Below are 26,492 nucleotides of genomic sequence, written 5' to 3'. Positions count from 1 at the left end.
GGACAGAGCCTTTAACCTAGCCCTGTTTCGAGCGTATGACTAATCACTGGACTCTATGGACAGGTTCGGGGTTCCGAAGTCCGCTATCATGCGGCGGTTTTCGTGACAGGCTTTGCTACGGAGTTTCAATGAACACGCTTTTCATGCACTGCCGGCCCGGCTTCGAGGGCGAGGTCTGCTCCGAGATCGCCGAACACGCGGCCCGGCTCAACGTGGCCGGCTACGCCAAGGCCAAGCCGGCCAGTGCCTGTGTCGAATTTGTCTGCACCGAGGAGGACGGCGCCGAGCGCCTGATGCGCGGCCTGCGTTTCGCCGAGCTGATTTTTCCGCGTCAGTGGGCCCGCGGCACCTTTATCGAGCTGCCGGAAACCGATCGCATCAGCGTGATCCTGGCGCACATGGCGCAGTTCCCCGTCTGTGGCAGCTTGTGGCTGGAGGTGGTCGACACCAATGATGGCAAGGAACTGTCGAACTTCTGCAAGAAATTCGAAGGCCCGCTGCGCAAGGCGCTGACCGCCGCCGGCAAGCTGGCGGACGACCCGCACAAGCCTCGCCTGTTACTGACCTTCAAGAGTGGCCGCGAAGTGTTCCTGGGGCAGGCGCCGGCCGATAATTCGGCGATGTGGCCGATGGGCATCCCGCGCCTGAAGTTTCCCCGGGAGGCGCCGAGTCGTTCCACCCTCAAGCTCGAAGAGGCCTGGCACCATTTCATTCCTCGCCAGGAGTGGGACGAGCGCCTGCACAGCGACATGACCGGGGTGGACCTGGGCGCGGCGCCGGGCGGTTGGACCTGGCAGTTGGTCAACCGCGGCATGCTGGTCACGGCCATCGACAATGGCCCGATGGCCGAGAGCCTGATGGAGACTGGCCTGGTGCAGCACCTGATGGCGGATGGCTTCACCTTCAAGCCCAAGCAGCCGGTGGACTGGATGGTCTGCGACATCGTCGAGAAACCGGCGCGCAACGCGGCGATGCTGGAAGAGTGGATTGGCGACGGGCACTGTCGCGAGGCGGTGGTCAACCTCAAGTTGCCGATGAAACAGCGCTATGCCGAAGTCAAGCGCCTGCTCGAACGCATCGCCGAGGGCTTCAAGGCCCGGGGTATCAAGGTCGAGATCGGCTGCAAGCAGCTGTACCACGACCGCGAGGAAGTGACCTGTCATTTGCGGCGGTTGGACACCGGCAAGCCCAAGTCCCGCTAGGACGGGTCTGTGGCTAGGCGCATTTGTTAAGAGCCCCGGCATTGCGCGACAATGCCGGTCAGTATCTGGAGTAGAACATGAGTGAAATGAACGACACACCGGTCGACGGCACGCTGGATGCCACCGGCCTCAATTGCCCCGAGCCGGTGATGATGCTGCACCAACACATCCGCGACCTGGTGCCTGGCGGGCTGCTGAAAGTGATCGCCACCGATCCCTCGACGCGTCGCGACATCCCCAAGTTCTGTGTGTTTCTCGACCACGAACTGGTGGGCCAGGACGAAGTGGATGGCACCTACCGCTACTGGATCCGCAAGAAACTCGCCTAGCCTCGCGTACGGCTGATGCGAATCTGCTGGCGTGCGCTGCGTGCCAGGCGGATCGACAGCATCAGCGCCGCGCAGCTCAAGCCTACGATCAAACCCTGCCACAACCCGCTCGGGCCGCTGGCCGCGCCGAGCCAGTCGGTGAGGCCGAGGGCATAGCCCACCGGCAGGCCGATGCCCCAATAGGCAAACAACGTCAGGATCATCGTCACCCGCGTGTCCTGATAGCCACGCAGCGCGCCCGCCGCCGTCACCTGGATCGCGTCGGAAAACTGGAACAGGGCCGCGTAGACGATCAGCATCGACGCGACCTCGATCACCACCGGGTCGGCGGTATAGATCGCGGCGATGGGGCCGCGCAGGGCGAACATCAGGCTCGCCGACAGGCATGCATACGCCAGCGCGGTGCCCATGCCCACGCCCGCGGCGAAGCGCGCTTCACGGGGCTGGGCGCGTCCCAGTGCCTGACCGACCCGAACCGTCACGGCCATGCCCAAGGAGTAGGGGATCATGAACACCAGGGAGCTGAAGTTCAGGGCAATCTGGTGCCCGGCGACCACGGTGGCGCCAAGGCTGCCGATCAACAATGCAATCACCGCGAAAATACTCGACTCGGCGAATACTGCGATACCAATCGGCAGGCCGATGCCGAGCAGGCGCTGGATGACGGCCCACTGCGGCCAGTCGAAACGGCTGAACAGATGGCTCGATTGATAGGCCGGCGCCCATCGGGCCCAACCGGCCATGCCCAGGGCCATGACCCACATCACGATGGCCGTGGCCCAGCCGCAACCGACGCCGCCCATGGCCGGCACGCCCAGGTGCCCATAAATGAAGATGTAGTTGAGCGGAATGTTCAGTGCCAGCCCGCACAACCCCAGCACCATCGCTGGCCGGGTGCGTCCCAGGCCATCGCTGAAGCAGCGCAGTACGTGATACAGCGCCACCGCCGGAAGGCCGGTGCCGATGCCGCGCAGGTACTCCATGCACGGGCCGATCAGTTCGGGATCGACCTTCATGATGTGCAAGATCGGCTCGGCGCTGAACAACGCCAGCGTGGCGATCAGCCCCACCACCAGCGCCAGCCACAGTGCCTGGCGCACCAGCGGGCCGATGTCGCCAAACGCGCCGGCGCCAAAGCGCTGGGCGACTTTCGGGGTGGTGGCCAGCAACGTACCGGTCATCAACAGGAACACCGGCACCCAGATCGAATTGCCCAGCGCCACCGCCGCCAGGTCCCGCGGGCCGACACGGCCGGCCATCACCGCATCGACGAAGCCCATGGCGGTGGTCGCCAGTTGCGCCACCATGATCGGCAATGCCAGGGCTAGCAGTGTCTTGAACTCCAGGCGGACCCGGGCCGGGCGGGAGAGGAGGGCGGGTGTGTCGATCACAGGTTTCACAGGCGAAGCGTCCGAAAGAATAAGCGCAAGGCGGCGAATTCTACGCGTTGACGCAGTGGTCAGGAAAAAACCTGTGTTAGGGATTTGTAATCATGCACTCGGCGCGTGAGTTTTTGTGGCGAGGGGATTTATCCCCGTTGGGTGCGTAGCACCCCTTGCTATCATTGCGACTGCTTTGCAGTCGAGCGGGGATAAATCCCCTCGCCACAACATCATTCGCTCTTGGTAATGCGCAGACCTACCGGAGCGCCTACACTGCCCACCCCGCCACAGGAGCTTCGCCATGCTGATCGTCGCCGACGAAAACATCCCCCTGCTCGATGCATTTTTCCAAGGTTTCGGTGAAATCCGCCGAGTGGCCGGGCGGGGGATCGATCGGGCGATGGTCGAGCAGGCCGATGTGCTGCTGGTGCGCTCGGTCAGCCAGGTCAATCGAGCGCTGCTGGAAGGCAGCCGGGTACGCTTCGTGGGCACGTGCACCATCGGCACCGATCACCTGGACCTGGAGTATTTCGCCGAAGCCGGGATCCGTTGGGCCAGTGCTCCGGGCTGCAATGCCCGGGGCGTGGTGGACTACGTGCTGGGCAGCCTCATGGCCCTGGCTGAAATCGAGGGCGCGAACCTTGAGCAACGGACTTTCGGCGTGGTCGGCGCGGGCCAGGTGGGCGGGCGCTTGATCAAGGTGCTCCAGGGGCTGGGCTGGACCGTGAAGGTCTGCGACCCACCGCGCCAGGCCGCCGAGGGCGGTGACTATGTCAGCCTGGAGCAGATCATCGAGCAGTGCGATGTCATCAGCCTGCACACACCGCTGACCCGTGACGGCGAGCAACCGACCTGGCACCTGTTCGACGAAGCGCGTTTGAACCGGCTCAAGCCCGGGACCTGGCTCATCAATGCCGCCCGTGGCCCGGTGATCGACAATGCGGCGTTGCGCGAGGTGCTGCTGGAGCGCGAAGACCTGCAAGCGGTGCTGGACGTCTGGGAGCAGGAGCCGACCGTGGACGTGGACCTGGCCGACCTGTGCGTCATCGCCACCCCGCACATTGCCGGCTACAGTCTCGATGGCCGCCAGCGCGGCACGGCGCAGATCTACCAGGCCTTGTGCGATTTCCTGCAACAACCGGTGGCTGTCAGCCTGAGCGACCTGCTGCCCCGGCCCTGGCTTGGCGGTGTCACCCTGGATGCCGACACCGACCCCGCCTGGGCCCTGGCCGCGCTGTGCCGCGGTGTGTACGACCCGCGCCGCGACGATGCGGATTTTCGCCGCAGCCTGGTGGGCACGGTCAGTGAGCAGCGCAGCGCCTTTGATGCGTTGCGCAAGCACTATCCGCCGCGCCGGGAGATCGACAGCTTGAACGTGGCTATCGAAGGGCAGTCGCCGGCCTTGCAACAGATCGTGACCGCGCTGGGCGCCACCCTGTTGTAATCAGGCACAAAAAACCCGACACCAAGGTCGGGTTCAGGCGAAGACGGGCTGTATCACTTTTGTTCGGCAGGTTTGACCAGTCGTTTTTCCAGTTCACTGCAAGCCTTCTGGATCATGTCCTCGGTGATCGGTACTTCGCGCCCTTGGGCATCGATGAACGAACAGCCCAGGGACTGGTCCGGTTGCGTGCGGATTACTTGGATCTTGTCGTCGCTGCTGTGTTGCAAGGACATGGCCTGTCTCCTCATCAGGTTGTGTGCCTACTGTAATGTCGCCAGGTGACCGAGCCATGACACTCCTTGTGGGTTCATGGCGACACCTGTACTCAACCAGAAACACAGTCGCGTTTCCAGCCAGACTTTAGACCGATAACATCTAGCCGCTAGTCGTTGCGGTCATATTCAACCGGACTCATTCTGATTCAACTTGGTTCCCTTGTTTTTCGATGCCGTTGGCGGCCTTTTTCCCTTTATCGGACGTTTCTGATGCTTTCTTCCCAACATCGCCGTGCCATACGCCTGGCCAGCGGCTTCATCGCGCCGTATCGCAAGCAAGTGGCTGGCGCATTGTTGGCACTCGTTGTCACTGCCGGCATCACCCTGTCCATGGGGCAAGGCATCCGATTGCTGGTGGACCAGGGCTTCATGACCCGATCACCGCACCTGCTCAATCAGTCCATCGGCCTGTTCATGGTGTTGGTGATCGCGCTGGCGATGGGCACCTTTGCCCGTTTCTATCTGGTGTCGTGGATCGGCGAGCGGGTGGTGGCCGACATCCGCCGGCAGGTCTTCAACCATTTGGTATACCTGCACCCGGGCTTCTACGAAAACAACCGCAGTTCGGAAATCCAGTCGCGCCTGACCGCCGACACCACGTTGCTGCAGTCGGTGATCGGCTCGTCGCTGTCCTTGTTCCTGCGCAACGCCTTGATGGTGGTGGGCGGCATCGTGCTGCTGTTCGTCACCAACCCCAAGCTGACCAGCATCGTGGTGATCGCGCTGCCGTTGGTGCTGGCGCCGATCCTGCTGTTCGGTCGCCGGGTGCGCAGCCTCTCGCGCCAGAGCCAGGACCGCATCGCCGACGTTGGCAGCTATGTTTCCGAAACCCTTGGCCAGATCAAGACCGTGCAGGCCTACAACCACCAGGTCCAGGATGAGCAACGTTTTTCCGTCACAGTGGAGCAGGCTTTCGATACCGCACGCAAACGTATCGTCCAGCGGTCCTGGCTGATCACCCTGGTGATCGTACTGGTCCTGGGGGCAGTGGGTGTGATGTTGTGGGTGGGCGGCATGGACGTGATCGCCGGGCGTATCTCTGGTGGCGAACTGGCGGCCTTCGTGTTCTACAGCCTGATCGTCGGCAGTGCCTTCGGAACCCTGAGCGAGGTGATCGGCGAGTTGCAACGGGCGGCTGGCGCGGCGGAGCGTATCGCCGAGTTGCTGCGTTCGGAGAACATCATCCAGCCGCCGAGCACCGGTCTGGTGACGCTGCCGGAACGGGTCCGAGGCGATCTGTGCCTGGAGGGCGTGCGTTTTTCCTATCCGTCCCGACCGGACAGCTACGCGGTCGATGGCCTCGACCTGACCGTCCAGGCTGGCGAGACACTGGCCCTGGTCGGGCCTTCCGGGGCGGGCAAGTCGACGGTGTATGACCTGTTGCTGCGCTTCTACGACCCGGCGCAGGGGCAGATTCTCATCGACAATGTGCCGCTGACCCGACTCGACCCCTTGGACCTGCGTCGCCATTTCGCCCTGGTTTCGCAAAACCCGGCGCTGTTTTTTGGCACGGTTGAAGAAAATATCCGTTACGGCAATCCACAGGCGACGTCCGAGCAGGTGCGCGAAGCCGCGCAGATCGCCCACGCCCACGACTTTATCGAGAAAATGCCCGACGGCTATCAAACCCACTTGGGCGACGGTGGCCTGGGGTTATCCGGCGGTCAGCGCCAGCGCCTGGCGATCGCCCGGGCGCTGTTGGTGGACGCGCCGATCCTGCTGCTGGACGAAGCCACCAGCGCCCTCGATGCGCAAAGTGAACACCTGATCCAGCAAGCCCTGCCGAGCCTGATGAAAAACCGCACCACCCTGGTCATCGCCCACCGCCTGGCCACGGTCAAGAACGCCGACCGGATCGCAGTGATGGATCAGGGCAAGGTCGTTGCCGTGGGAACCCACCAGGAACTGGTCGCCAGCAACGCGCTGTATGCGCGGTTGGCGGCGTTGCAGTTCAATGTGGGGGTAGAAGCGGCGACCGACTAAGCACAGCAGGCTCCTGAGTGTTCGCGGATTCAGGTTCACCAAAGGACTCCTGTGGGAGCGAGCTTGCTCGCGAAAGCGGTGTGTCAGTCGATGGAGATGTTGGACAGGCCGGGCCTCTTCGCGGGCAAGCCCGCTCCCACAGGTTGATCCTTGGCGGGCACAGGATGTGTGTTCACCGTAGATCCCTTGTGGGAGCGAGCTTGCTCGCGAAAGCGGTGTGTCAGTCGATGGAGATGTTGGACAGGCCGGGCCTCTTCGCGGGCAAGCCCGCTCCCACAGGTTGATCGTGGGTGGGCACAGGATGTGTGTTCACCGTAGATCCCTTGTGGGAGCGAGCTTGCTCGCGAAAGCGGTGTGTCAGTCGATGGAGATGTTTGACAGGCCGGGCCTCTTCGCGGGCAAGCCCGCTCCCACAGGTTGATCGTTGGCGGGCACAGGATGTGTGTTCACCATACATCCCTTGTGGGAGCGGGCTTGCCCGCGAAGGCGGTGGGTCAGTCGATGGAGATGCTGGATAGGCCAGGCTTCTTCGCGGGCAAGCCCGCTCCCACAGGGTCCAGCAAGCGAGCAAAAAGAAATGCCCGCATCTTTCGATGCGGGCATTTTTCTTCTCAGCAACAGCTTCCGCTAATAATCACTGATCATCAAAATACCGCTCATGCCAGTCCACCAACGGCTGCGGTGAGTTGAGTTTTTGGCCGTAGATCACCGAGTACGACAAGACGTTCTGCACGTATTGGCGCGTTTCGTCGAAGGGGATGCTTTCGACCCAGACGTCGAAGCTCAGGTGGTCGGCGCCGCGCAGCCACTGGCGCACGCGGCCTGGGCCGGCGTTGTAGGCCGCCGAGGCCAGGACGCGGTTGCCGTTGAACTGGCTGTGGACCTGGCTCAGGTAGGCCGCGCCAAGCTGGATGTTCTTGTCCGGGTTCAGCACTTGCTGCGGCGAGGCCAGCGGAATGCTGAACTTGCGTGCGGTTTCCTTGGCCGTGCCGGGCATCAGTTGCATCAGGCCGGCAGCACCGACGCCGGAGCGGGCGTCGTCCATGAAGGCACTTTCCTGGCGGGTGATCGCGAACACCCAGCTTGAATGCAGGCCGCGGACCTTGGCTTCGCGCACCAGCGTGTCGCGGTGGGCCATCGGGAAGCGGATGTCCAGGTCGTCCCAGTACTTGGCCTGGCTGATGGTACGGATGGCCGGGAAATACCACTTCAGGTCGTAGGCCAGTTTGGCCTGGGCGACCATTTCGTCCCGATTGAAATGCCGGCTGACGTGGTACCACTCGCGGCGTCCATCGACGATGTCGCCGCGGGCGTGGAATTCCAGTGCACGGCGCACGCCAGGGGTGTTGCGTACTTTGTTGATCAGCGCCTGGCTCATCACCAGTGGCTTGTTGACGAGCGAGTAGGGCGACTGGGAGCGGTCAGCGGCCAGGAAACCGTAGAAGTCGCGCTCGCGGGCCAAGTGCTTGTAGAGCGTCAGTGCCTCGGGGTTCTGGGGTTGGGCCAGTTCGAGGGTGCGGGCCTGCCAGTAGCGCCAGCGGTTGGTGCTGGCCAGCGACTCGGGCAGGCGGCGGGTCAATTGATAGGCGTCGTCCCAGCGAGCCAGGCGCAGCAGCAGGCGCAGGCGCCATTCGGAAACAGTATCGTCCCGCAGTTCCGGGTCGTACTGGGTCATCACGGCCAGGGCGCGACTGTCGAAACGCTTGGCCAGGGTCAGGCCGATTTCCCGGGCGATCGCGACTTTCTCATCCCGGGAAAAACGCATGGTGCTGGCATAGCCGTCCAGCAGGGCCATGGCTTTGTCCGGGTCCTGGCGTGCCAGGCGACGCAGGCCCAGGCTGACGATATCGGACATCGGTTCGTCGGCCGGCAGGAAGCGCGACGGCTGGTTGAGCAATTCGGGTTTCTGCGCCACGTCCACCAGCAACCTGCCACGGGGGGCGAGGGTGGTCATGGCATTGACCAGGCTGTTGGCCAATGGGTAATTACGCGCCTGGGCGGCGAGTTTGGCGCGCTCCCAGCGCTTCTGTTCGGTCAACTGGCCCTGGGCTGCCCACACGCCGAACAGGGTGTCGCAGGCGTCGGGCTGGGACTTGCCGGTGAGCCAGAGTTTTTCGGTATTGGCATAACCTTCGGCCTTCAAGCCATGGTTGAGCTGGTACTGCGCGTTGAGGCAGTCCAGTTCGGTGAAATTGAGCTTGGGGTCGTAGTACTTGACGAAGGTGTCCCAGTCGCCGCGTTCGGCCAGCCAGCGCAACCAGCGCAATTTCATCCAGTTGGCCTGGGGCAGGTCGCCGTGTTCGGCGAGGAATTTCTCGATCTCGGCGTTGCTGGCGCTCTTGAGGCGAGCGGTCAGTTCGTCGTAGGCCAGGTACGGTTCCAGCGGATAGTCACGCAGGGCCTGGCTGTAGCGCAAGTAGGGGCCCGAATCGCCCTTGGCCAAGGCCCGCTTGGCCTCATCGTAATACTGGCGCTGGGTAGAAATATCCACGGCCTGGGCGGATTGAACGGCAGTGGCACAGACAAATAGACACGATAGAACACTGAAAAGGCGACTGCGCATGAGACATCCGGGCAGAAAAAACATGACAAGCCCAGGGGGAACCTGGGGTAACTGTCTGTAGCTTAGCCTTTTGCCAGCAACCGGCGAAAGCTTTGCGGGGCCGTTGGTATCAGTTCGCAACATTTGTGCGGCATAACCGCTAAAGGGCGCATTGGCGACGAAATTGGCGGCCCTGGCCGGGCGCTTCTCAGGTAGAATGCGCGCCCGGTTTTTGGAGAAGCTCATGACCCTGCTCAAATTCAGCGATGTGTCCCTTGCTTTCGGCGCGATGCCGTTGTTGGACAAGGTGTCCTGGCAGATCGCCCGTGGTGAGCGGGTGTGCATCATCGGCCGCAATGGCACTGGCAAGTCCAGCATGATGAAGCTGGTCAAGGGCGATCAGAAGCCCGATGACGGCTCGGTCTGGCGTGCGCCAGGCCTGAAAATCGGCGAACTGCCTCAGGAACTGCCGGTAGCCGACGAGCGGACCGTGTTCGACGTGGTTGCCGAGGGCCTCGACGGTGTCGGCGCGCTGCTGGCCGAATATCACCACCTGAGCCAGAACATCGTCACCGACGCGGACCTGGACAAGCTGATGCACGTCCAGCAGGACCTCGAAGCCCGTGATGGCTGGCGTCTGCAGCAACTGGTCGACAGCACCCTGAGCCGCCTGCAACTGCCGGCCGACAAGACCCTCGCCGAATTGTCCGGCGGCTGGCGTCGTCGCGTTTTGCTGGCCCAGGCCCTGGTGTCCGAGCCGGACCTGCTGCTGCTCGACGAACCGACCAACCACCTGGACATCGGTGCGATTGCCTGGCTTGAAGAAGCCTTGAAGGACTTCCAGGGTGCGGTGTTGTTCATCACCCACGACCGTTCCTTTCTGCAAAACCTGGCCACCCGCATCCTTGAGCTGGACCGTGGCGGCCTGATCGACTGGAACGGCGACTACGCCAGCTTCCTGGTGCACAAGGAAGCCGTGCTGGCGGCGGAAGAGACCGCCAACGCCCTGTTCGACAAGCGCCTGGCCCAGGAAGAAGTCTGGATCCGCCAGGGTATCAAGGCCCGTCGTACCCGTAACGAAGGCCGGGTACGTGCCCTCAAGGCGCTGCGCGTGGAGCGCAGCGAACGCCGTGAGCGCACCGGCAAGGCCAATATCCAACTGGAAACGGCCGAAAAATCCGGCAAACAGGTCATGGTGCTGGAGAACGTCAGCTTCGCCCATCCCGGCGGGCCGTTCCTGGTCAAGGATTTTTCCATGGTCCTGCAGCGTGGCGACCGCATCGGCCTGCTGGGTGCCAACGGCACCGGCAAGACCACTCTGCTCAAGCTGATGCTCGGTGGCCTGGTCCCGAGCAGTGGCAAGGTGGAAGAGGGCACGAAGATCGACGTGGCCTACTTCGACCAGTTGCGCCATCAGTTGGATCTGGAAAAAACCGTGATCGACAACGTGGCCGAAGGCCGCGATTTCATCGAGATCGATGGCCAGAGCCGCCATGTATTGAGCTATCTGGGCGACTTCCTGTTCAGCCCGCAGCGGGCCCGCACGCCGGTCAAGGCGCTGTCGGGTGGCGAGCGCGCGCGCTTGCTGCTGGCCAAGCTGTTCAGCAAGCCGGCGAACCTGCTGGTGCTCGACGAACCGACCAACGACCTGGACGTGGAAACCCTGGAACTGCTGGAAGAAGTGCTGCTGACCTTCAATGGCACGGTGCTGATGGTCAGTCACGACCGGGCATTCCTCGACAACGTGGTCACCAGCACCCTGGTGTTCGAAGGCGAAGGCCGGGTTCGCGAATACGTTGGCGGTTACCAGGACTGGCTGCGCCAGGGCGGTTCGCCGCGTCTTCTGGGCGTGACCGAGAGCAAGTCCGGCAAGGCCGACCTGAACTCGGCCGTGGTCAAGGCCGAGCCGGCCCCGGTGCCCGCTGCCGCCGCTCCGGCCCCGGTGAAGAAGAAACTCAGCTACAAGCTGCAGCGTGAGCTGGAAGCCTTGCCCGGTGATATCGATGCGAAGGAGCAGCAGATCGCAGCGGTGGAAGCCGAGATGGCCGACACCGGGTTCTACCAGCGACCTGCTGCTGAAACCGCCAAAGTGATTGCGCACCTGGAGCAACTGCAGGCCGAGCTGGATGCATTGGTCGAGCGTTGGGCCGAGCTGGACGCTTGAGCCCGCACGCTCAATGACCGTGGCGAGGGGATTTGCTGCCGCCTGAGGGCGAGGCACTCACCGCCAGGGGCTGCTACGCAGCCCAGCGGGAGCAAGCTCCCTCGCCACGGTCATTGAGCTGAGTTCCTTGGTGAATCAGCTGCGCTTGATCAGGTGCACCGCCAGCACATCGCACGGTGCGCCATGCAGCACGTCGTTGGCGGTGGAGCCCAGCAGAAGTGCCAGGCCGTGGCGGCCATGGCTGCCGACGACGATCAGGTCGCAACCCTGTTCCTTGGCCAGGTGATGGATTTCCTGGCGCGGTTGGCCGTAGGTCAAGTGACTGAATTCCTTTTTCAGCGCCGGGTACTTCACGATCAGCCGGTCAAGACGCTCCTTGGCCTGGTCGAATTGCTGTTGCTGCAATTGGGACAGGTCCATGGGAACGTCGCCGCCAAAGGCCATGGCCATCGGCTCGACGATGTGCACCAGCGACAGCTTGGTCTCCCGGCCTTCGCAAAGGGCGAGGGCGCGCTTGACGACGGGATCGCATTCTTCAGTGAGGTCGACGGCGACCAGAACGTGTTCGTAGTACATGGAAGGCACTCCAGAGAATTGCGATACGGTAAGTATGGCTGGTTTCAAGCGCATTGACGGCGACGCAGGTCAATGGCTCCTCAAAATTCGGGAGTACGAATATGACGGTCTGGATAGTGGTGTCAATCCTGTTGGTGGTGTTAAGTCCTCTGGCATGGTTGCGGCCCTCCCGTGTTCAGAGTGGTCGGATGGCCCTGCGCATGGAGGCACGGCGCCTTGGCCTGGCCATGCAGCTGGCGCCGCAGGAATGGCCTCACTGGCTCGGCCAGCAGCCGCCAAACCCTTGTGCCCAGTACCATCGGCCGCGGCGCGGCAAGCAGCCGGACAGCTGGAGTTACTGGCAGTCCGCGCCCGGCGTGTGGGTCAACCAGTGGCGAGAGGTTTGCCAGGATGAGGCGTTGCTCGTGCATTTCGAAAAGTTGCCGGCCAACGTCTACAAGGTCGAGGCTGATCGTCAAATGATCGCCTTGTATTGGGGCGAAAAGGGCGAAACCAGTGTTTTGCAGCATATTGCCGAGGTGCTCAAGGCCCTGGCCTGAGTCGTAAAAAAGCCCGACAGACTCATCGGGCGGGTTGGCCAGGCAGGCCGGTAATCAAATGTCATTTCCGGGCGTTCGTTCGTAACGCCCTTGCTCGAACAATTGCAGCGTGTTTGCGACAGCGTAGTCGGTTGTGCCGGCTTTGCCCGGGATTAGGGCGACTTTTCTAATAATTGATCTTATGAATGGCTGCTCATGCGGCCGGGTGTTGCGGATCCGTACGGTACGAAAATGACCGTAAAGTCGTGTTCGCGCCCTCTGTTTAGGGCGATTGACAATTGTCGGAAATTCCGTGAAGGTGACGTACCCAAATCAAACGGGCGTATGAATTGAGCGTTTGTATTTTCAGAACGTTCCTACAGAACCCGACTATCGCGTTGACGGGTGTGCCTGGCGGATTGGCGTAGCATCGACGGTAACGTCAATGCCCAACCAGCGGTCAGCGTTCAACGTGTACTGTTCAGCTTCCATATCGTGGAGATCAGTTGATGATTTACGAAGGTAAAGCCATCACGGTTAAGGCTCTTGAAAGTGGCATCGTCGAACTGAAGTTCGATCTCAAGGGTGAGTCCGTCAACAAGTTCAACCGTCTTACCCTGAATGAACTGCGTCAGGCCGTGGACACTATCAAGGCAGATGCTTCGATCAAGGGTGTGATCGTCAGCAGCGGCAAGGACGTGTTCATCGTCGGCGCCGACATCACCGAATTCGTCGACAACTTCAAGCTGCCCGATGCCGAGCTGATCGCTGGCAACCTCGAAGCCAACCGCATTTTCAGCGATTTCGAAGACCTCAACGTACCGACCGTCGTGGCCATCAACGGCATCGCCCTGGGTGGCGGCCTCGAAATGTGCCTGGCGGCGGACTACCGCGTCATGTCCACCACCGCCAAGATCGGCCTGCCGGAAGTCAAGCTGGGCATCTACCCAGGCTTCGGCGGGACCGTGCGCCTGCCGCGCCTGATCGGTGCCGACAACGCCATCGAGTGGATTGCCGCCGGCAAGGAAAACCGTGCCGAAGACGCGCTGAAAGTCGGCGCCGTGGACGCCGTGGTTGAACCTGGCAAGCTCCAGGCTGCGGCCCTTGAGACGATCAAGCGCGCCATCAGCGGCGAGTTCGACTACAAGGCCAAGCGCCAGCCGAAGCTGGAAAAACTCAAGCTCAACGCCATCGAGCAGATGATGGCCTTCGAAACCGCCAAGGGCTTCGTTGCCGGCCAGGCTGGCCCGAACTACCCAGCCCCGGTCGAAGCGATCAAGACCATCCAGAAAGCCGCGAACTTCGGTCGCGACAAGGCCCTGGAAGTCGAAGCCGCCGGCTTCGTCAAACTGGCCAAGACCTCGGCTGCACAGAGCCTGATCGGCCTGTTCCTCAATGATCAGGAACTGAAGAAAAAGGCCAAGGCCTACGACGAGATCGCCCGTGACGTGAAGCAGGCAGCCGTACTCGGTGCCGGCATCATGGGTGGTGGTATCGCCTACCAGTCGGCGTCCAAGGGCACGCCGATCCTGATGAAGGACATCAACGAGCACGGGATCGAGCAGGGCCTGGCCGAAGCAGCCAAGCTGCTGGTGGGTCGCGTCGATAAAGGTCGCATGACCGCTGCGAAGATGGCCGAAGTGCTCAACGGCATTCGTCCGACCCTGTCCTACGGCGATTTCGGCCATGTCGACCTGGTGGTCGAGGCGGTCGTGGAAAACCCGAAGGTCAAGCAGGCGGTACTGGCTGAAGTCGAAGACAAGGTCAAAGAGGACACCATCCTCGCGTCGAACACCTCGACCATCTCCATTTCGCTGCTGGCCAAGGCCCTCAAGCGCCCGGAAAACTTCGTCGGCATGCACTTCTTCAACCCGGTGCACATGATGCCGCTGGTGGAAGTGATCCGTGGCGAGAAGTCCAGCGAGCAGGCGATTGCCACCACCGTGGCCTACGCCAAGAAAATGGGCAAGAACCCGATCGTCGTCAACGATTGCCCGGGCTTCCTGGTCAACCGCGTGCTGTTCCCGTACTTTGGCGGTTTCGCCAAGCTGGTCAGCGCGGGCGTGGACTTCGTGCGCATCGACAAGATCATGGAAAAATTCGGCTGGCCGATGGGCCCGGCGTACCTGATGGACGTGGTCGGCATCGACACTGGCCACCACGGTCGCGACGTCATGGCCGAAGGCTTCCCGGACCGCATGAAAGACGACCGTCGTTCGGCTGTCGACGTGCTTTATGAAGCCAAGCGCCTGGGCCAGAAGAACGGCAAGGGCTTCTATGCCTACGAGACCGACAAGCGCGGCAAGCAGAAGAAAGTCGCCGATCCGTCGGTGCTGGAAGTGCTCAAGCCGATCGTCTACGAGCAGCGCGAGGTCACTGACGAGGACATCATCAACTGGATGATGATCCCGCTGTGCCTGGAAACCGTGCGTTGCCTGGAAGACGGCATCGTCGAAACGGCTGCCGAAGCCGACATGGGCCTGGTCTACGGTATCGGCTTCCCTCCATTCCGTGGCGGTGCGCTGCGCTACATCGATTCGATCGGTGTGGCCGAGTTCGTTGCCCTGGCTGACCAGTACGCTGATCTGGGCGCGCTGTACCACCCGACCGCGAAGCTGCGTGAAATGGCCAAGAACGGCCAGAGCTTCTTCGGTTAAGCGCCCAACGACTAGAGCGAGAGAACATTTATGAGCTTGAATCCTAGAGACGTCGTGATTGTCGACTTCGGTCGTACGCCGATGGGCCGCTCCAAGGGCGGCATGCACCGCAACACCCGCGCCGAAGACATGTCGGCGCACCTGATCAGCAAACTGCTGGAACGCAACGTCAAGGTCGACCCCAATGAAGTCGAGGACGTGATCTGGGGCTGCGTGAACCAGACCCTGGAGCAGGGCTGGAACATCGCCCGCATGGCGTCGCTGATGACCCAGATTCCTCACACGGCAGCCGGCCAGACGGTCAGCCGCCTGTGCGGTTCGTCCATGAGCGCGCTGCACACCGCCGCCCAGGCGATCATGACCGGCAACGGCGACGTGTTCGTCGTCGGCGGTGTCGAGCACATGGGCCACGTGAGCATGATGCACGGCGTCGATCCGAACCCGCACATGTCGCTGTACGCGGCGAAAGCCTCGGGCATGATGGGCCTGACCGCGGAAATGCTCGGCAAGATGCACGGCATCACCCGTGAGCAGCAGGACGCCTTCGGCGTGCGCTCCCACCAGCTCGCCCACAAGGCGACCGTGGAAGGCAAGTTCAAGGACGAAATCATCCCGATGCAGGGCTATGACGAGAACGGCTTCCTGAAGCTGTTCGACTACGACGAAACCATTCGTCCGGAAACCACCCTGGAAAGCCTGGCGACCCTCAAGCCGGCGTTCAACCCGAAGGGTGGCACCGTGACTGCCGGTACGTCGTCGCAGATCACCGACGGTGCCTCGTGCATGATCGTGATGTCGGCCCAGCGTGCCCAAGACCTGGGCATCCAGCCGATGGCGGTAATTCGCTCCATGGCCGTGGCGGGTGTGGACCCGGCGATCATGGGTTATGGTCCGGTACCGGCCACGCAGAAAGCCTTGAAGCGTGCCGGCCTGAGCATCTCCGATATCGACTTCTTCGAGCTCAACGAAGCGTTCGCCGCACAGGCCCTGCCGGTGCTGAAAGATCTGAAAGTGCTCGACAAGATGAACGAGAAGGTTAACCTGCACGGCGGCGCGATCGCCCTGGGCCACCCATTCGGTTGCTCCGGTGCGCGTATCTCCGGCACGTTGCTCAACGTGATGAAACAGAACGGCGGCACGTTTGGCGTGTCCACCATGTGCATTGGTCTCGGCCAGGGCATCGCCACTGTCTTCGAACGCGTCTAAGCGTTGCGTCGATGGAAGCCGGGGCCAAGTGCCCCGGTTTTTGTTTTTCCGGGTTTAGTAGAAAGAAATTTTGTTTTTATTTTGAAAAAAATTCAGTGAGGGCCAAAGCATGCCGATACAACCTGGGCTCTACCAACATTACAAGGGTCCGCAGTACCGCGTATTCAGTATTGCGCGGCATTCCGAGACCGAGGAAGAAGTGGTCTTCTATCAAGCCCTGTATGGCGATTACGGCTTCTGGGTGCGTCCCTTGAGCATGTTCCAGGAGTCCGTCGAGGTTGACGGCGAACAGGTGCCACGCTTTGCTTTGGTGCAGGCCGAGGAAAGCATTTTTCCCAAGCGTTGAGGCCAACCTGCGGGCAACCCTGCGCTTGACCTCACCTTGCAGCCACTATATATAGCGGTGCCGCGTCAGGCGCCAACCGCCTTTCACTTTTTAGCATTCAGGAATTTTCTGATCCATGGGCAAATCGCTGGTCATTGTGGAATCCCCGGCTAAGGCCAAGACCATCAACAAGTATCTGGGCAACCAATACGTGGTGAAGTCGAGTATCGGCCATATCCGAGACCTGCCCACCAGCGGTTCGGCTAGCGCCAGCAAGGAGCCAGCCGCCAAGCGCGGCAAGGCGGCTGCCGGTGAAGCGCCGGCGCTGTCGCCGAAAGACAAGGCGCGCAAGCAGCTGGTCTCGCGCATGGGGGTTGATCCGGAACACGGCTGGAAAGCCAAGTACGAGATCCTCCCAGGCAAGGAAAAGGTCATCGAAGAACTGCGTCGGCTCGCCAAGGACGCCGACACCATCTATCTCGCGACGGACTTGGACCGCGAAGGGGAAGCCATTGCCTGGCACCTGCGCGAAGCCATCGGTGGGGATGACAGCCGCTACAAGCGCGTGGTGTTCAACGAAATCACCAAGAAGGCGATCCAGGAAGCCTTCTCCCAGCCGGGCGAGCTGGATATCCACCGGGTCAACGCCCAGCAGGCACGGCGCTTTCTCGATCGCGTAGTGGGCTACATGGTCTCGCCGCTGCTGTGGGCCAAGATCGCCCGCGGCTTGTCGGCCGGGCGCGTACAGTCCGTGGCGGTCAAGCTGGTGGTGGAGCGCGAGCGGGAAATCCGTGCGTTCATCCCCGAGGAATACTGGGAAGTCCACGCCGACCTCGGCACCGCCAAGGGCGCTACCGTGCGCTTCGAAGTGGCCCGCGAGAAGGGCGAGGCCTTCAAGCCGCTCAATGAAGCCCAGGCCATGGCCGCGCTGGAGAAGCTCAAGGCATCCAGCTACAGCATCGTCAAGCGCGAGGACAAGCCGACCAGCAGCAAGCCGTCGGCGCCGTTCATTACCTCCACGCTGCAACAGGCCGCGAGCAACCGCCTGGGCTTTGGCGTGAAGAAAACCATGATGATGGCCCAGCGTCTGTACGAAGCCGGCTACATCACCTATATGCGTACCGACTCGACCAACCTCTCGGCCGATGCCGTGGCGATGGCGCGCACTTATATAGAAAGCGAGTTCGGCAAGAAATACCTGCCGGACACGCCCAACGTCTACAGCAGCAAGGAAGGCGCACAAGAGGCTCACGAAGCGATTCGTCCGTCCGACGCCAATACCGAGCCAAGCAAGCTGTCTGGCATGGAGCGCGATGCCGAGCGTCTCTACGAGCTGATCTGGCGCCAGTTCCTGGCCTGCCAGATGCTGCCGGCGCAATACCTGTCGACGACGGTCAGCGTGGGTGCTGGCGATTTCGAGCTGCGCGCCAAGGGCCGCATCCTCAAGTTCGACGGCTACACCCGCGTCATGCCGCAAATCACCAAGCCTGGGGATGACGACGTCCTGCCGGACATGGCCCAGGGCGACGTGATGAAGCTGATCAAGCTTGATCCGACCCAGCATTTCACCAAGCCGCCGGCTCGCTATTCGGAAGCCAGCCTGGTCAAGGAAATGGAAAAACGTGGTATCGGTCGTCCTTCGACCTATGCGGCGATCATTTCCACCATCCAGGATCGTGGCTATGTGGCGCTGCACAACCGTCGGTTCTATTCGGAAAAGATGGGTGACATCGTTACCGAGCGCCTGTCCGAGAGCTTCTCGAACCTGATGGACTACGGCTTCACCGCCGGCATGGAAGAGAACCTCGACGACGTGGCCCAGGGCGAGCGCGACTGGAAAAATGTGCTTGACGAGTTCTACGGCGACTTCAAGAAAAAACTCGAAGTGGCCGAAAGCCCGGAAAGTGGCATGCGGGCGAACCAGCCGGTCATGACCGACATTCCATGCCTGACCTGCGGTCGTCCGATGCAGATCCGCACAGCGTCCACCGGCGTGTTCCTCGGTTGCTCGGGCTACAGCCTGCCGCCCAAGGAGCGCTGCAAGGCGACCGTCAACCTGGTACCTGGCGATGAAATCGCCGCGGACGACGAGGGGGAGTCCGAATCCTTGGTGCTGCGTGGCAAGCATCGCTGCCCGATCTGCAGCACGGCGATGGACGCCTACCTGCTGGATGAAAAGCGCAAGTTGCACATCTGCGGCAACAACCCGGACTGTGCCGGCTACGAGATCGAAGAGGGCTCCTATCGCATCAAGGGCTACGAAGGCCCTAGCTTGGAGTGCGACAAGTGCGGCAGCGAGATGCAGCTCAAGACCGGTCGTTTCGGCAAGTTCTTCGGTTGCACCAACCCAACCTGCAAGAACACCCGCAAGCTGCTCAAGAGCGGCGATGCGGCGCCACCGAAGATGGACCCGGTGAAGATGCCCGAACTCCAGTGCGAGAAGGTCAACGACACCTACATCCTGCGTGATGGTGCTTCCGGTCTGTTCCTGGCGGCCAGCCAGTTCCCGAAAAACCGCGAGACCCGTGCGCCACTGGTGATGGAGATCGTGCCGCACAAGGACGAGATCGATCCGAAGTACCATTTCCTCTGCGAAGCCCCGCAGAAGGACCCGGAGGGTCGTCCGGCGGTCATCCGCTACAGCCGCAAGACCAAGGAGCAGTACGTGCAGACCGAGGTCGATGGCAAGCCAACCGGCTGGAAGGCGTTCTACGACGGTGGCAAGTGGACCGTTGAAGACAAGCGCTGACCGATAGGGCGGCTGCTTGTCGGGTGAGAACCCTCTTGTAAGCCCCAGTGAACAGGAAGGCCGCATGACAACCCCGGGGTTTTCATGCGGCCTTCCTGTTTTTGGCTTGCGGGCCTTCGGTCGATCCACGACACTGTCGCCCTTGCGTGACGCTTTTATTTTGTTGGAGAGGTGCCGCCATGGCCCACGAACTCTATACCCGCACCAATCAAAAGATTTATTTCGCCGGCCTGTCGCTCGAAGCGCTCGCCAGGGCCGAGGATGGGCGCGCGATGAATTCCCCGGCGCTGCTGCAGGCGGGGCGTGAGTCCGTGCTGTTCCACCTTTACGGTGCTCTATTGGGGTTGTGCCATGAAATTGCGGGGTTCTATCGCCTGCCGCAAGCGAATGCGTCCCGGGCCGAACAACTGCTGACCCGCGAAGTGCTGGAAACCCTCGCCATCCCGGAATTGGCCGAAATGGTCGAGCTGGCCCACAACCCGGAAACCTGGCTGGCGAAACTGTTGGCTGCCCATGCGGCGCTCTTCCAGCCGCCACGGGCCCCTCGCAAGCCCAAGGGGGACGTGACCCAGCCGTTGATCGTGGCGGTCAACCTGGACGAAGAAGAGCCTGAGCAGGTGTTGAGCCGGGAGGAGCTGGAAAGCTGGCGGCAGAACCTCAAGAGCCTGGCACTACGCTTTCGCGAAGGGCTGAATGAGTGCTGAGTTACGGCTCGGCCCAAGACATTCGCTGACAACGCTTGGTCAAGATCCCGAGCGAAGCGGTTCCGATGACTATATAATCCTCGCCTTTCGTGGAGAACAGACTTTTATGCCTACGTCCTTTCTAGAAATTGTCGAACTTCCTGATGGCCGCATCGAGCTGCGCAGGGCCGAGGATGAGGGTTCCCTGGTGACGCTGAACTTCTCCGAAGACGCCAAGGCATTCCTTCAGGGCCAGCACGTCGAGGTCGCCAAGGCGATGCTGAGCGTGGGTGTCCAGATGGCGGGGCGCCTGGTTGAAGGCGACCTCAACAAGGAAGAGGGCCCTCGGGTTCTTCATTGATCCCGTCCGTCGGCTTTTTAGAAGCACTGTACTGACCGGCTTCTCTGTTCTGGAGAAGCCCTGCGCTTGCCTTAGCCCAATCGAATATTCAAGCTTTGTGCGTCCCCGGTGCGAGCGGCGCTGATCAATTGTTGCCGCGCGGTCGCGGTCAACGGATTGATCCAGCTGACGACGGTATGGCTACGGCCCAGGCGCAACGCTTCGCAGGTCAATTGTTGCGCGCTTTGGGTCCCGCGTGGTTGAAGCAGCAGGATCCGTTCGCGATTCAGGCCGGCATCGCGCAACCAGGCTTGGGTGACGCTGGCCGGTGGGGCGATCAGCGTCAACCAGCGAGCATCCTGGTCCTGGCTCAACTCTCGCAGGATCGGCGCGAGCAGGTTCAGGCAATTCCCGGCTGCACCCCGTAACGACAGTTCGCTGAAAGCCTCGGGTTCGACGCCCCAGGGCGATTCGATGACCTCTTTCAGGACTGGAACCAGCGGTTGGGCCATGAATGCCTCGAACAGCGGCAGTTGTGTGTGTTGTGGGGTGTGAGGGAATTGCATAAAGCCTCCTTTAGCGGCGGATCACGCCGACGCTCAAGCCTTCGATGACCAGGTCCTGATCTTTCAGGTTTACTTCGATAGGCGCGAACTCGGGGTTCTCGGCAATCAACCAGACCTTGCTGCCGTCGCGCTTGAAGCGCTTGACGGTCACCTCGTCGCCGATGCGCGCCACCACGATCTGGCCATTACGGGCTTCGCGAGTGGTATGAACGGCCAGCAGGTCGCCGTCGAAGATGCCGATGTCCTTCATGCTCATGCCGTGTACCCGAAGCAGGTAATCAGCTCGCGGGTGGAAGAACGAAGGATTGATGTTGCAGGATTCCTCGACGTGTTGCTCGGCGAGGATGGGAGCACCGGCGGCCACGCGACCAATGATCGGCAGGGTAGTGTCGTCGGCCTTGGCTTCGAAGCCCGGGATACGAATGCCGCGGGAGGCCCCCGGGTCATTTCGATTGCACCCTTGCGGGCCAGCGCCTTGAGGTGTTCTTCAGCCGCATTAGGCGACTTGAACCCCAGTTCCTGGGCGATTTCCGCACGGGTCGGCGGGTAGCCGTTGTCTTCGAGGCAACGTTTGATGAAGGCCAGAATCTCTGCTTGGCGTGGCGTCAGCTTTAGCATATTGATCGCTCTGTCTTTTTATACAGTGACTGGGATTATATACAGTGGGCGACGCTTGGCAATCCTCCTTTTTTCACCAGGCGCTGGACGGTCGCCCGCGCCATGGCTACAGCCCGTTCAAAGGTGTGGTTAAATAGCTGACCGGGCGTTCGCAAAACGCCCCGGCAGACTTGACAACCCACAGGCTGAAACGTATGTTTCAAACAAGTGTTTGTCAGGCGGAGTAGTCATGGCCCAGTCGGAAACCGTTGAACGCATCCTCGATGCTGCCGAGCAGTTGTTCGCGGAAAAAGGTTTCGCCGAAACCTCGTTGCGCCTGATCACCAGCAAGGCCGGGGTCAACCTGGCGGCGGTGAACTATCACTTCGGTTCGAAAAAGGCCTTGATCCAGGCCGTGTTCTCGCGCTTCCTCGGGCCGTTCTGCCTGAGCCTCGACCGCGAGCTGGAGCGTCGCCAGGCCAAGCCCGAGGTCAAGCCGACCCTGGAAGAGCTGTTGGAAATCCTGGTCGAGCAAGCCCTTGTCGTGCAACCTCGCAGCGGCAACGACCTGTCCATCTTCATGCGCCTGTTGGGCCTGGCGTTCAGCCAGAGCCAGGGGCACTTGCGGCGTTACCTGGAAGACATGTACGGCAAGGTGTTCCGCCGTTACATGTTGCTGGTCAATGAGGCGGCGCCGCGTATCCCGCCGATCGAGTTGTTCTGGCGCGTGCACTTCATGCTCGGCGCCGCCGCGTTCAGCATGTCCGGTATCAAGGCGCTGCGAGCCATCGCGGAAACCGATTTCGGCGTGAACACCTCGATTGAGCAGGTGATGCGGCTGATGGTGCCGTTTTTGGCTGCCGGCATGCGCGCCGAAACCGGCGTGACCGATGAAGCCATGGCGGCCGCGCAATTGCGCCCGCGCAGCAAATCCGCCCCGGCGCTCGCCAAGGCGTAAGGGCATGGGTGGGCGCAGCGGCCTACATCCGCTAAGCTAGCCGCCCATGCCGACTCTCGTTTCGAATCCGTCCTATCTTCCATTGCGTCACCGCGACCTGCCGGGCCTGGCTCCTGGCAGTGTTGTTGCGTGTGTGTTGCCGCGCGGGTTCATCTTTATCAAGGAAATCCTATGACTGCTGGCCTGCAAGGCTCGTTGATGGTGGACGTCGCCGGTACCTGGCTGACGGCCGAAGATCGCCACTTGTTGCGTCAGCCCGAAGTGGGTGGCCTGATCATTTTTGCCCGCAACATCGAGCACCCGCGTCAGGTGCGGGAGTTGAGCGCGTCGATCCGTGCCATCCGGCCCGACCTCCTGCTGGCGGTGGATCAGGAAGGCGGCCGCGTCCAGCGCCTGCGCCAGGGCTTCGTACGCTTGCCGGCGATGCGGGCCATCGCCGATAACCCGAATGCCGAATACCTGGCCGAGCAGTGCGGCTGGATCATGGCGACCGAGGTGCTGGCGGTTGGCCTGGACCTGAGCTTCGCGCCGGTGCTGGACCTCGATTACCAGCGCAGCGCGGTCGTCGGCAGTCGCGCCTTCGAAGGTGATCCCGAGCGCGCAGCCCTATTGGCCGGGGCCTTCATCCGTGGCATGAGCGCCGCCGGAATGGCCGCCACCGGCAAGCATTTCCCCGGGCACGGTTGGGCCGAGGCGGATTCCCATGTGGCGATCCCCAACGACGAACGTAGCCTGGAACAGATCCGCGCCAACGATCTGGTACCCTTTGCCAGGCTCAGCCAGCAACTGGCGGCGGTCATGCCGGCCCATGTGATCTATCCTCAGGTCGATCCCAACCCGGCCGGATTTTCCCGGCGCTGGCTGCAGGATATCCTGCGCGGCGAGCTGGGTTTTGACGGGGTGATTTTCAGCGATGACCTGTCGATGGCCGGCGCCCATGTGGTGGGCGATGCTGCCAGTCGTATCGAAGCCGCCTTGACGGCCGGTTGCGACATGGGCCTGGTGTGCAACGATCGCGCGGCCGCCGAGTTGGCCTTGAGTGCCGCCCAGCGCTTGAAGGTCACGCCTTCGGCGCGGATCGCCCGGATGCGCGGCCGCGCCTTTGCCTCCACCGAGTACCGCCAGGACCCTCGCTGGCTGACCGCGGTCGGGGCGTTGAAAGCGGCGCAATTGATCGATTGAGGGGCGCTGGGCTGGGGCAGGTTGCCCGCAAGGATTGAGGTCAGTCAGTACCGTGGCGACTGACCTCCCGAATTCGCGAGCAGGCGCCATCAAGGCCAACGCAACACTGCGCTGCCTCAGCGCTTTTCCAGCTTGTCCGGCAACGGCGCAAACAGCGCTTCGATATCGTCGCTCTGCAACTTCCAGTCGCCGGCCACGCGTCCATCCAGGACGCCGGCGGCGAGGTCGGATTTTTCCTTTTGCAGCAGCTGAATCTTTTCTTCTACCGTGCCCCGGGCAATCAATTTGTAGACGAACACCGGTTTTTCCTGGCCGATACGGTAAGCGCGGTCGGTCGCCTGGTTTTCGGTGGCCGGGTTCCACCATGGGTCGTAGTGAATCACCGTGTCGGCTTCGGTCAGGTTCAGGCCTACGCCGCCGGCCTTCAGGCTGATCAGGAAAATCTGACGCTTGCCGCTCTGGAATTCCTTGACGGGGGTGCGTCGGTCGCGGGTCTGTCCGGTCAGGATGGCGTAGTCGACGCCGCGTTTCTTCAGCTCATCTTCGATCAGCGCCAGCATCGAGGTGAACTGGGAAAACAGCAGCACCCGCCGGCCTTCTTCGAACAGTTCCTCCAGCATGCCCATCAGGCTGTCGAGCTTGCCCGAAGTGCTGCCTCGGGTGGGGAGGGCGGCATCGTTGATCAGGCGCAGATCGCAGCACACCTGGCGGAGCTTGAGCAACGCTTCGAGGATGATGATCTGACTGCGGGCGACGCCTTTGCGGGTGATTTCGTCGCGCACTTTCTTGTCCATGGCCAGGCGCATGGTTTCGTAGACGTCCCGCTGGGCGTCGCTGAGTTCCACCCAATGGATGATCTCGGTCTTGGGTGGCAACTCGGTCGCCACTTGCTCCTTGGTCCGGCGCAGCAGGAAAGGTTTTATCCGACCGTTGAGGTGCTGCAATCTGACGTCGCTGCCGCGCTTTTCAATGGGGGTCCGGTAATCGCGGTTGAAGCTCTTGACGTCCCCGAGCCAGCCCGGCAACAGGAAGTGGAACAGCGACCAGAGTTCACCCAGGTGGTTTTCCAGCGGTGTGCCGGACAGGCACAGCCGTTGCCGCGCATTGAGCTCACGGGCGGCCTGGGCGGCCTTGCTGGTGGGATTCTTGATGTATTGGGCCTCATCGAGGATCAGCACATGCAGCGGCTGTGCAGCCAGGCGCTCGACGTCCTTGGGCAGCAGCGCATAGGTGGTGAGGACCAGGTCGTAGTCGGCCAGTCGCTCGAAGTGTTTCTTGCGCCCGGCGCCATACAGGGCCAGCACCTTGAGCTGCGGCGTGAAATGGGCCGCTTCGTCGAGCCAGTTGGGAATCAGGCTGGTGGGCATCACCACCATGCACGGCCGGTCTAGGCGCCCGGCATTTTTTTCGCTGAGAATGTGCGCCAGGGTCTGTAGGGTTTTGCCCAGGCCCATGTCATCCGCCAGGATGCCGCCGACCTCCAGCTGGCGCAGCGACTGCATCCAGCTCAGGCCTTCGAGCTGGTAGGGCCGCAGCGTCGCGTTCAGGCCTTCGGGCGCGGCGGCGGTGTAGTCCTTGATGTCGCGCAGGCGTTGGGCGAGGCCACGAATGTATTCGCCGCCTTCCCAACTCAGCGGCATGTCTTGCAGCGGGTTCAGGCGCAAGGCGTCCGCGCTGTTCAAGCGCAGCTTGGTGGTGCCGGGCTCTTGCAGGTAGAACTCGCCCAGGGTCGCCAGTACCGGTTTCAGCCGACCGTAGGGCAGGGCCACTTGTTGCGGGCCGAACTCGGCGTTCGGGCGAGAGGGCAGGTTGACCAGGATAAGCTCGTCGTCGCGGCGCCTGGCCAGGCGTTCCGGGTTGAACAGCTCGATGTGCGAGCGCATCAGGTTCAACAGGATTGGCAGCAGGCTCAGGCGTTCGCCGTTGACGATGATCCCCAGCTCGAGGTCGAACCAGTCCCGCTCCGGCGTTTCCTCCACCGTGGCATACCAGTCATCCACGGCGGTCAGGTCGAAGCCGAATTCCTCGTCGATCTGCAACTCCCAGCCTTGCTCACGAAGCTTGGGCAGGTCATTGAGGGTGAAGGTCAACCAGGCGCTGTCGTTGACCATCTCATACAGCTCGCCGGCGCTTTCCGGCAACGCCTTGCTCTGTCGGGTCGCGACCTTGAATCCGAGGATTCGCAGTTGTTCGCGGTAGGACTGTTCCACATCGGTATGGCGCTTTATCCGCAGCGTCTGGGTTTCCTGGCGCAGCAGCACGTCGCTGTTGCGTTGGCCGCTGACATACTCGCCCAAGTAGCTGAAGGACAGCGCCGCACGGTGCTGGATGTAGCGTTGCATCTTACCGTTGCGCGGCTCGAAGGCGCTGAATTCGATGCTTGCCAGCCACAGGCGTGGCAGTGGTTGCACGTTGTCCACCAGCACCTGGGGCGGTGCCTTGGGGCTGCGGTTGTCCAGCACCGACTGGAGTTTTTCCAGCAACTGCGCGTCTTTTTCGGCAGCCGGGTAGGCCAGGGTTTCCTGCACTTGCAGAAGAACCGCCGCGCAATGCTTGCAGTTGATGCGCACCGGGCAGGAGCACGCGGCGTCAAGCAGGATCAGCGTGCCTTTGGCCGACTCCTTGAGGCGAATGGTCTGACGGTAGACGCTACTGCCAGAGCCTTCGCAACTGGCGGTGATGGTGCTGTCGCCGGCCTCGACGATCCTGACCCGGTTTTCCAGCGCATAGCGGCGCCCACGCTCCAGGCTCTGTTCCTTGAATCGATTGACCCAGGAAGGGGCCAGGGGTTTGCTCAGGGGCGAGGGCATAGGT

20 protein-coding genes and 1 pseudogene are annotated in these 26,492 nt (G+C 62.0%); 14 read left to right on the top strand and 7 right to left on the bottom strand.

Annotation, left to right across the window (positions count from 1 at the left end):
• Positions 1-128: 128 nt before the first annotated feature.
• Both rlmM and tusA read left to right on the top strand, forming a co-directional pair.
• Positions 129-1,202, top strand: coding sequence for a 23S rRNA (cytidine(2498)-2'-O)-methyltransferase RlmM (rlmM, locus tag KI241_RS18230; RefSeq protein WP_212802840.1), 1,074 nt, complete (start codon positions 129-131; stop codon positions 1,200-1,202).
• A 77-nt stretch (positions 1,203-1,279) separates the two neighbouring features.
• The gene (tusA, locus tag KI241_RS18225; protein WP_042732523.1) at positions 1,280-1,531 is read left to right on the top strand and encodes a sulfurtransferase TusA; all 252 of its coding nucleotides are present in this window, start codon (positions 1,280-1,282) and stop codon (positions 1,529-1,531) included.
• Here tusA and KI241_RS18220 read toward each other — a convergent pair.
• Positions 1,528-2,931 carry an MATE family efflux transporter gene (locus KI241_RS18220; protein ID WP_047737776.1) on the bottom strand — a complete coding sequence of 468 codons (1,404 nt, stop codon included), beginning with the start codon at positions 2,929-2,931 and terminating at the stop codon, positions 1,528-1,530. The two genes, tusA and KI241_RS18220, sit on opposite strands and share 4 nt — an antisense overlap.
• 283 nt (positions 2,932-3,214) lie before the next feature.
• Here KI241_RS18220 and pdxB point away from each other — a divergent pair, with 283 nt between their 5' ends.
• Positions 3,215-4,357, top strand: coding sequence for a 4-phosphoerythronate dehydrogenase PdxB (pdxB, locus tag KI241_RS18215; protein ID WP_123579760.1), 1,143 nt, complete (start codon positions 3,215-3,217; stop codon positions 4,355-4,357).
• A 53-nt stretch (positions 4,358-4,410) separates the two neighbouring features.
• On the opposite strand, the gene KI241_RS18210 is transcribed toward pdxB, so the two are convergent.
• Positions 4,411-4,590, bottom strand: a complete 180-nt coding sequence (locus KI241_RS18210) for a PA1571 family protein (protein ID WP_003199629.1) — start codon at positions 4,588-4,590, stop codon at positions 4,411-4,413.
• Positions 4,591-4,842: 252 nt separating this feature from the next.
• Between KI241_RS18210 and KI241_RS18205 the strand changes: the two genes are divergently transcribed.
• Positions 4,843-6,615: an ABC transporter transmembrane domain-containing protein gene (locus tag KI241_RS18205; RefSeq protein ID WP_212802839.1), complete on the top strand. Its 1,773-nt coding sequence runs from the start codon at positions 4,843-4,845 to the stop codon at positions 6,613-6,615.
• A gap of 634 nt (positions 6,616-7,249) precedes the next feature.
• Here the strand turns inward: KI241_RS18205 and KI241_RS18200 are convergent.
• Positions 7,250-9,178 carry a transglycosylase SLT domain-containing protein gene (locus KI241_RS18200; protein ID WP_212802838.1) on the bottom strand — a complete coding sequence of 643 codons (1,929 nt, stop codon included), beginning with the start codon at positions 9,176-9,178 and terminating at the stop codon, positions 7,250-7,252.
• Positions 9,179-9,401: 223 nt separating this feature from the next.
• Between KI241_RS18200 and KI241_RS18195 the strand changes: the two genes are divergently transcribed.
• Positions 9,402-11,321, top strand: coding sequence for an ATP-binding cassette domain-containing protein (locus tag KI241_RS18195; RefSeq protein ID WP_042729278.1), 1,920 nt, complete (start codon positions 9,402-9,404; stop codon positions 11,319-11,321).
• 135 nt (positions 11,322-11,456) lie between these two features.
• On the opposite strand, the gene KI241_RS18190 is transcribed toward KI241_RS18195, so the two are convergent.
• Positions 11,457-11,897 (bottom strand): universal stress protein, encoded by a 441-nt coding sequence (locus KI241_RS18190; protein WP_042729277.1) that lies wholly within the window; start codon positions 11,895-11,897, stop codon positions 11,457-11,459.
• Between the two features lie 101 nt (positions 11,898-11,998).
• Between KI241_RS18190 and KI241_RS18185 the strand changes: the two genes are divergently transcribed.
• From KI241_RS18185 to KI241_RS18155, 7 genes are all read left to right on the top strand, one after another.
• Positions 11,999-12,436 carry a hypothetical protein gene (locus tag KI241_RS18185; RefSeq protein ID WP_042729276.1) on the top strand — a complete coding sequence of 146 codons (438 nt, stop codon included), beginning with the start codon at positions 11,999-12,001 and terminating at the stop codon, positions 12,434-12,436.
• A gap of 488 nt (positions 12,437-12,924) precedes the next feature.
• Positions 12,925-15,072 carry a fatty acid oxidation complex subunit alpha FadB gene (gene fadB, locus KI241_RS18180; protein ID WP_042729275.1) on the top strand — a complete coding sequence of 716 codons (2,148 nt, stop codon included), beginning with the start codon at positions 12,925-12,927 and terminating at the stop codon, positions 15,070-15,072.
• Positions 15,073-15,102: 30 nt separating this feature from the next.
• Entirely contained in the window at positions 15,103-16,278 is a 1,176-nt protein-coding gene (gene fadA / locus KI241_RS18175) for an acetyl-CoA C-acyltransferase FadA (protein WP_042729274.1), read from the top strand.
• 109 nt (positions 16,279-16,387) lie between these two features.
• Positions 16,388-16,624 (top strand): DUF1653 domain-containing protein, encoded by a 237-nt coding sequence (locus KI241_RS18170; RefSeq protein ID WP_042729273.1) that lies wholly within the window; start codon positions 16,388-16,390, stop codon positions 16,622-16,624.
• A 115-nt stretch (positions 16,625-16,739) separates the two neighbouring features.
• A complete protein-coding gene (gene topA / locus KI241_RS18165) occupies positions 16,740-19,352 on the top strand; it encodes a type I DNA topoisomerase (protein WP_042729272.1) in 2,613 nt (870 codons plus the stop codon).
• 179 nt (positions 19,353-19,531) lie between these two features.
• Positions 19,532-20,056: a DUF6586 family protein gene (locus KI241_RS18160; protein WP_042729271.1), complete on the top strand. Its 525-nt coding sequence runs from the start codon at positions 19,532-19,534 to the stop codon at positions 20,054-20,056.
• A gap of 106 nt (positions 20,057-20,162) precedes the next feature.
• Positions 20,163-20,396, top strand: coding sequence for a hypothetical protein (locus KI241_RS18155; protein WP_042729282.1), 234 nt, complete (start codon positions 20,163-20,165; stop codon positions 20,394-20,396).
• Between the two features lie 71 nt (positions 20,397-20,467).
• Here the strand turns inward: KI241_RS18155 and sulA are convergent, their stop codons facing one another.
• Positions 20,468-20,941: an SOS-induced cell division inhibitor SulA gene (gene sulA / locus KI241_RS18150; RefSeq protein ID WP_042729270.1), complete on the bottom strand. Its 474-nt coding sequence runs from the start codon at positions 20,939-20,941 to the stop codon at positions 20,468-20,470.
• 10 nt (positions 20,942-20,951) lie between these two features.
• A pseudogene (lexA, locus tag KI241_RS18145) lies at positions 20,952-21,559 on the bottom strand (transcriptional repressor LexA).
• Between the two features lie 229 nt (positions 21,560-21,788).
• Between lexA and KI241_RS18140 the strand changes: the two are divergent.
• Both KI241_RS18140 and nagZ read left to right on the top strand, forming a co-directional pair.
• Positions 21,789-22,496 carry a TetR/AcrR family transcriptional regulator gene (locus KI241_RS18140; RefSeq protein WP_047737767.1) on the top strand — a complete coding sequence of 236 codons (708 nt, stop codon included), beginning with the start codon at positions 21,789-21,791 and terminating at the stop codon, positions 22,494-22,496.
• Positions 22,497-22,679: 183 nt separating this feature from the next.
• Complete coding sequence (gene nagZ, locus KI241_RS18135; RefSeq protein ID WP_172679759.1) at positions 22,680-23,678, top strand: beta-N-acetylhexosaminidase; 999 nt, start codon at positions 22,680-22,682, stop codon at positions 23,676-23,678.
• 116 nt (positions 23,679-23,794) lie between these two features.
• Here the strand turns inward: nagZ and KI241_RS18130 are convergent, their stop codons facing one another.
• Complete coding sequence (locus KI241_RS18130; protein ID WP_047737764.1) at positions 23,795-26,488, bottom strand: DEAD/DEAH box helicase; 2,694 nt, start codon at positions 26,486-26,488, stop codon at positions 23,795-23,797.
• Between the last annotated feature and the right edge of the window lie 4 nt (positions 26,489-26,492).

Origin of the sequence: Pseudomonas sp. Cab53, from assembly GCF_018325965.1 — a bacterium.
GTDB classification, from domain to species: Bacteria; Pseudomonadota; Gammaproteobacteria; order Pseudomonadales; family Pseudomonadaceae; genus Aquipseudomonas; species Aquipseudomonas chlororaphis_E.
This window is presented reverse-complemented; position numbering and strand designations above follow the sequence as displayed.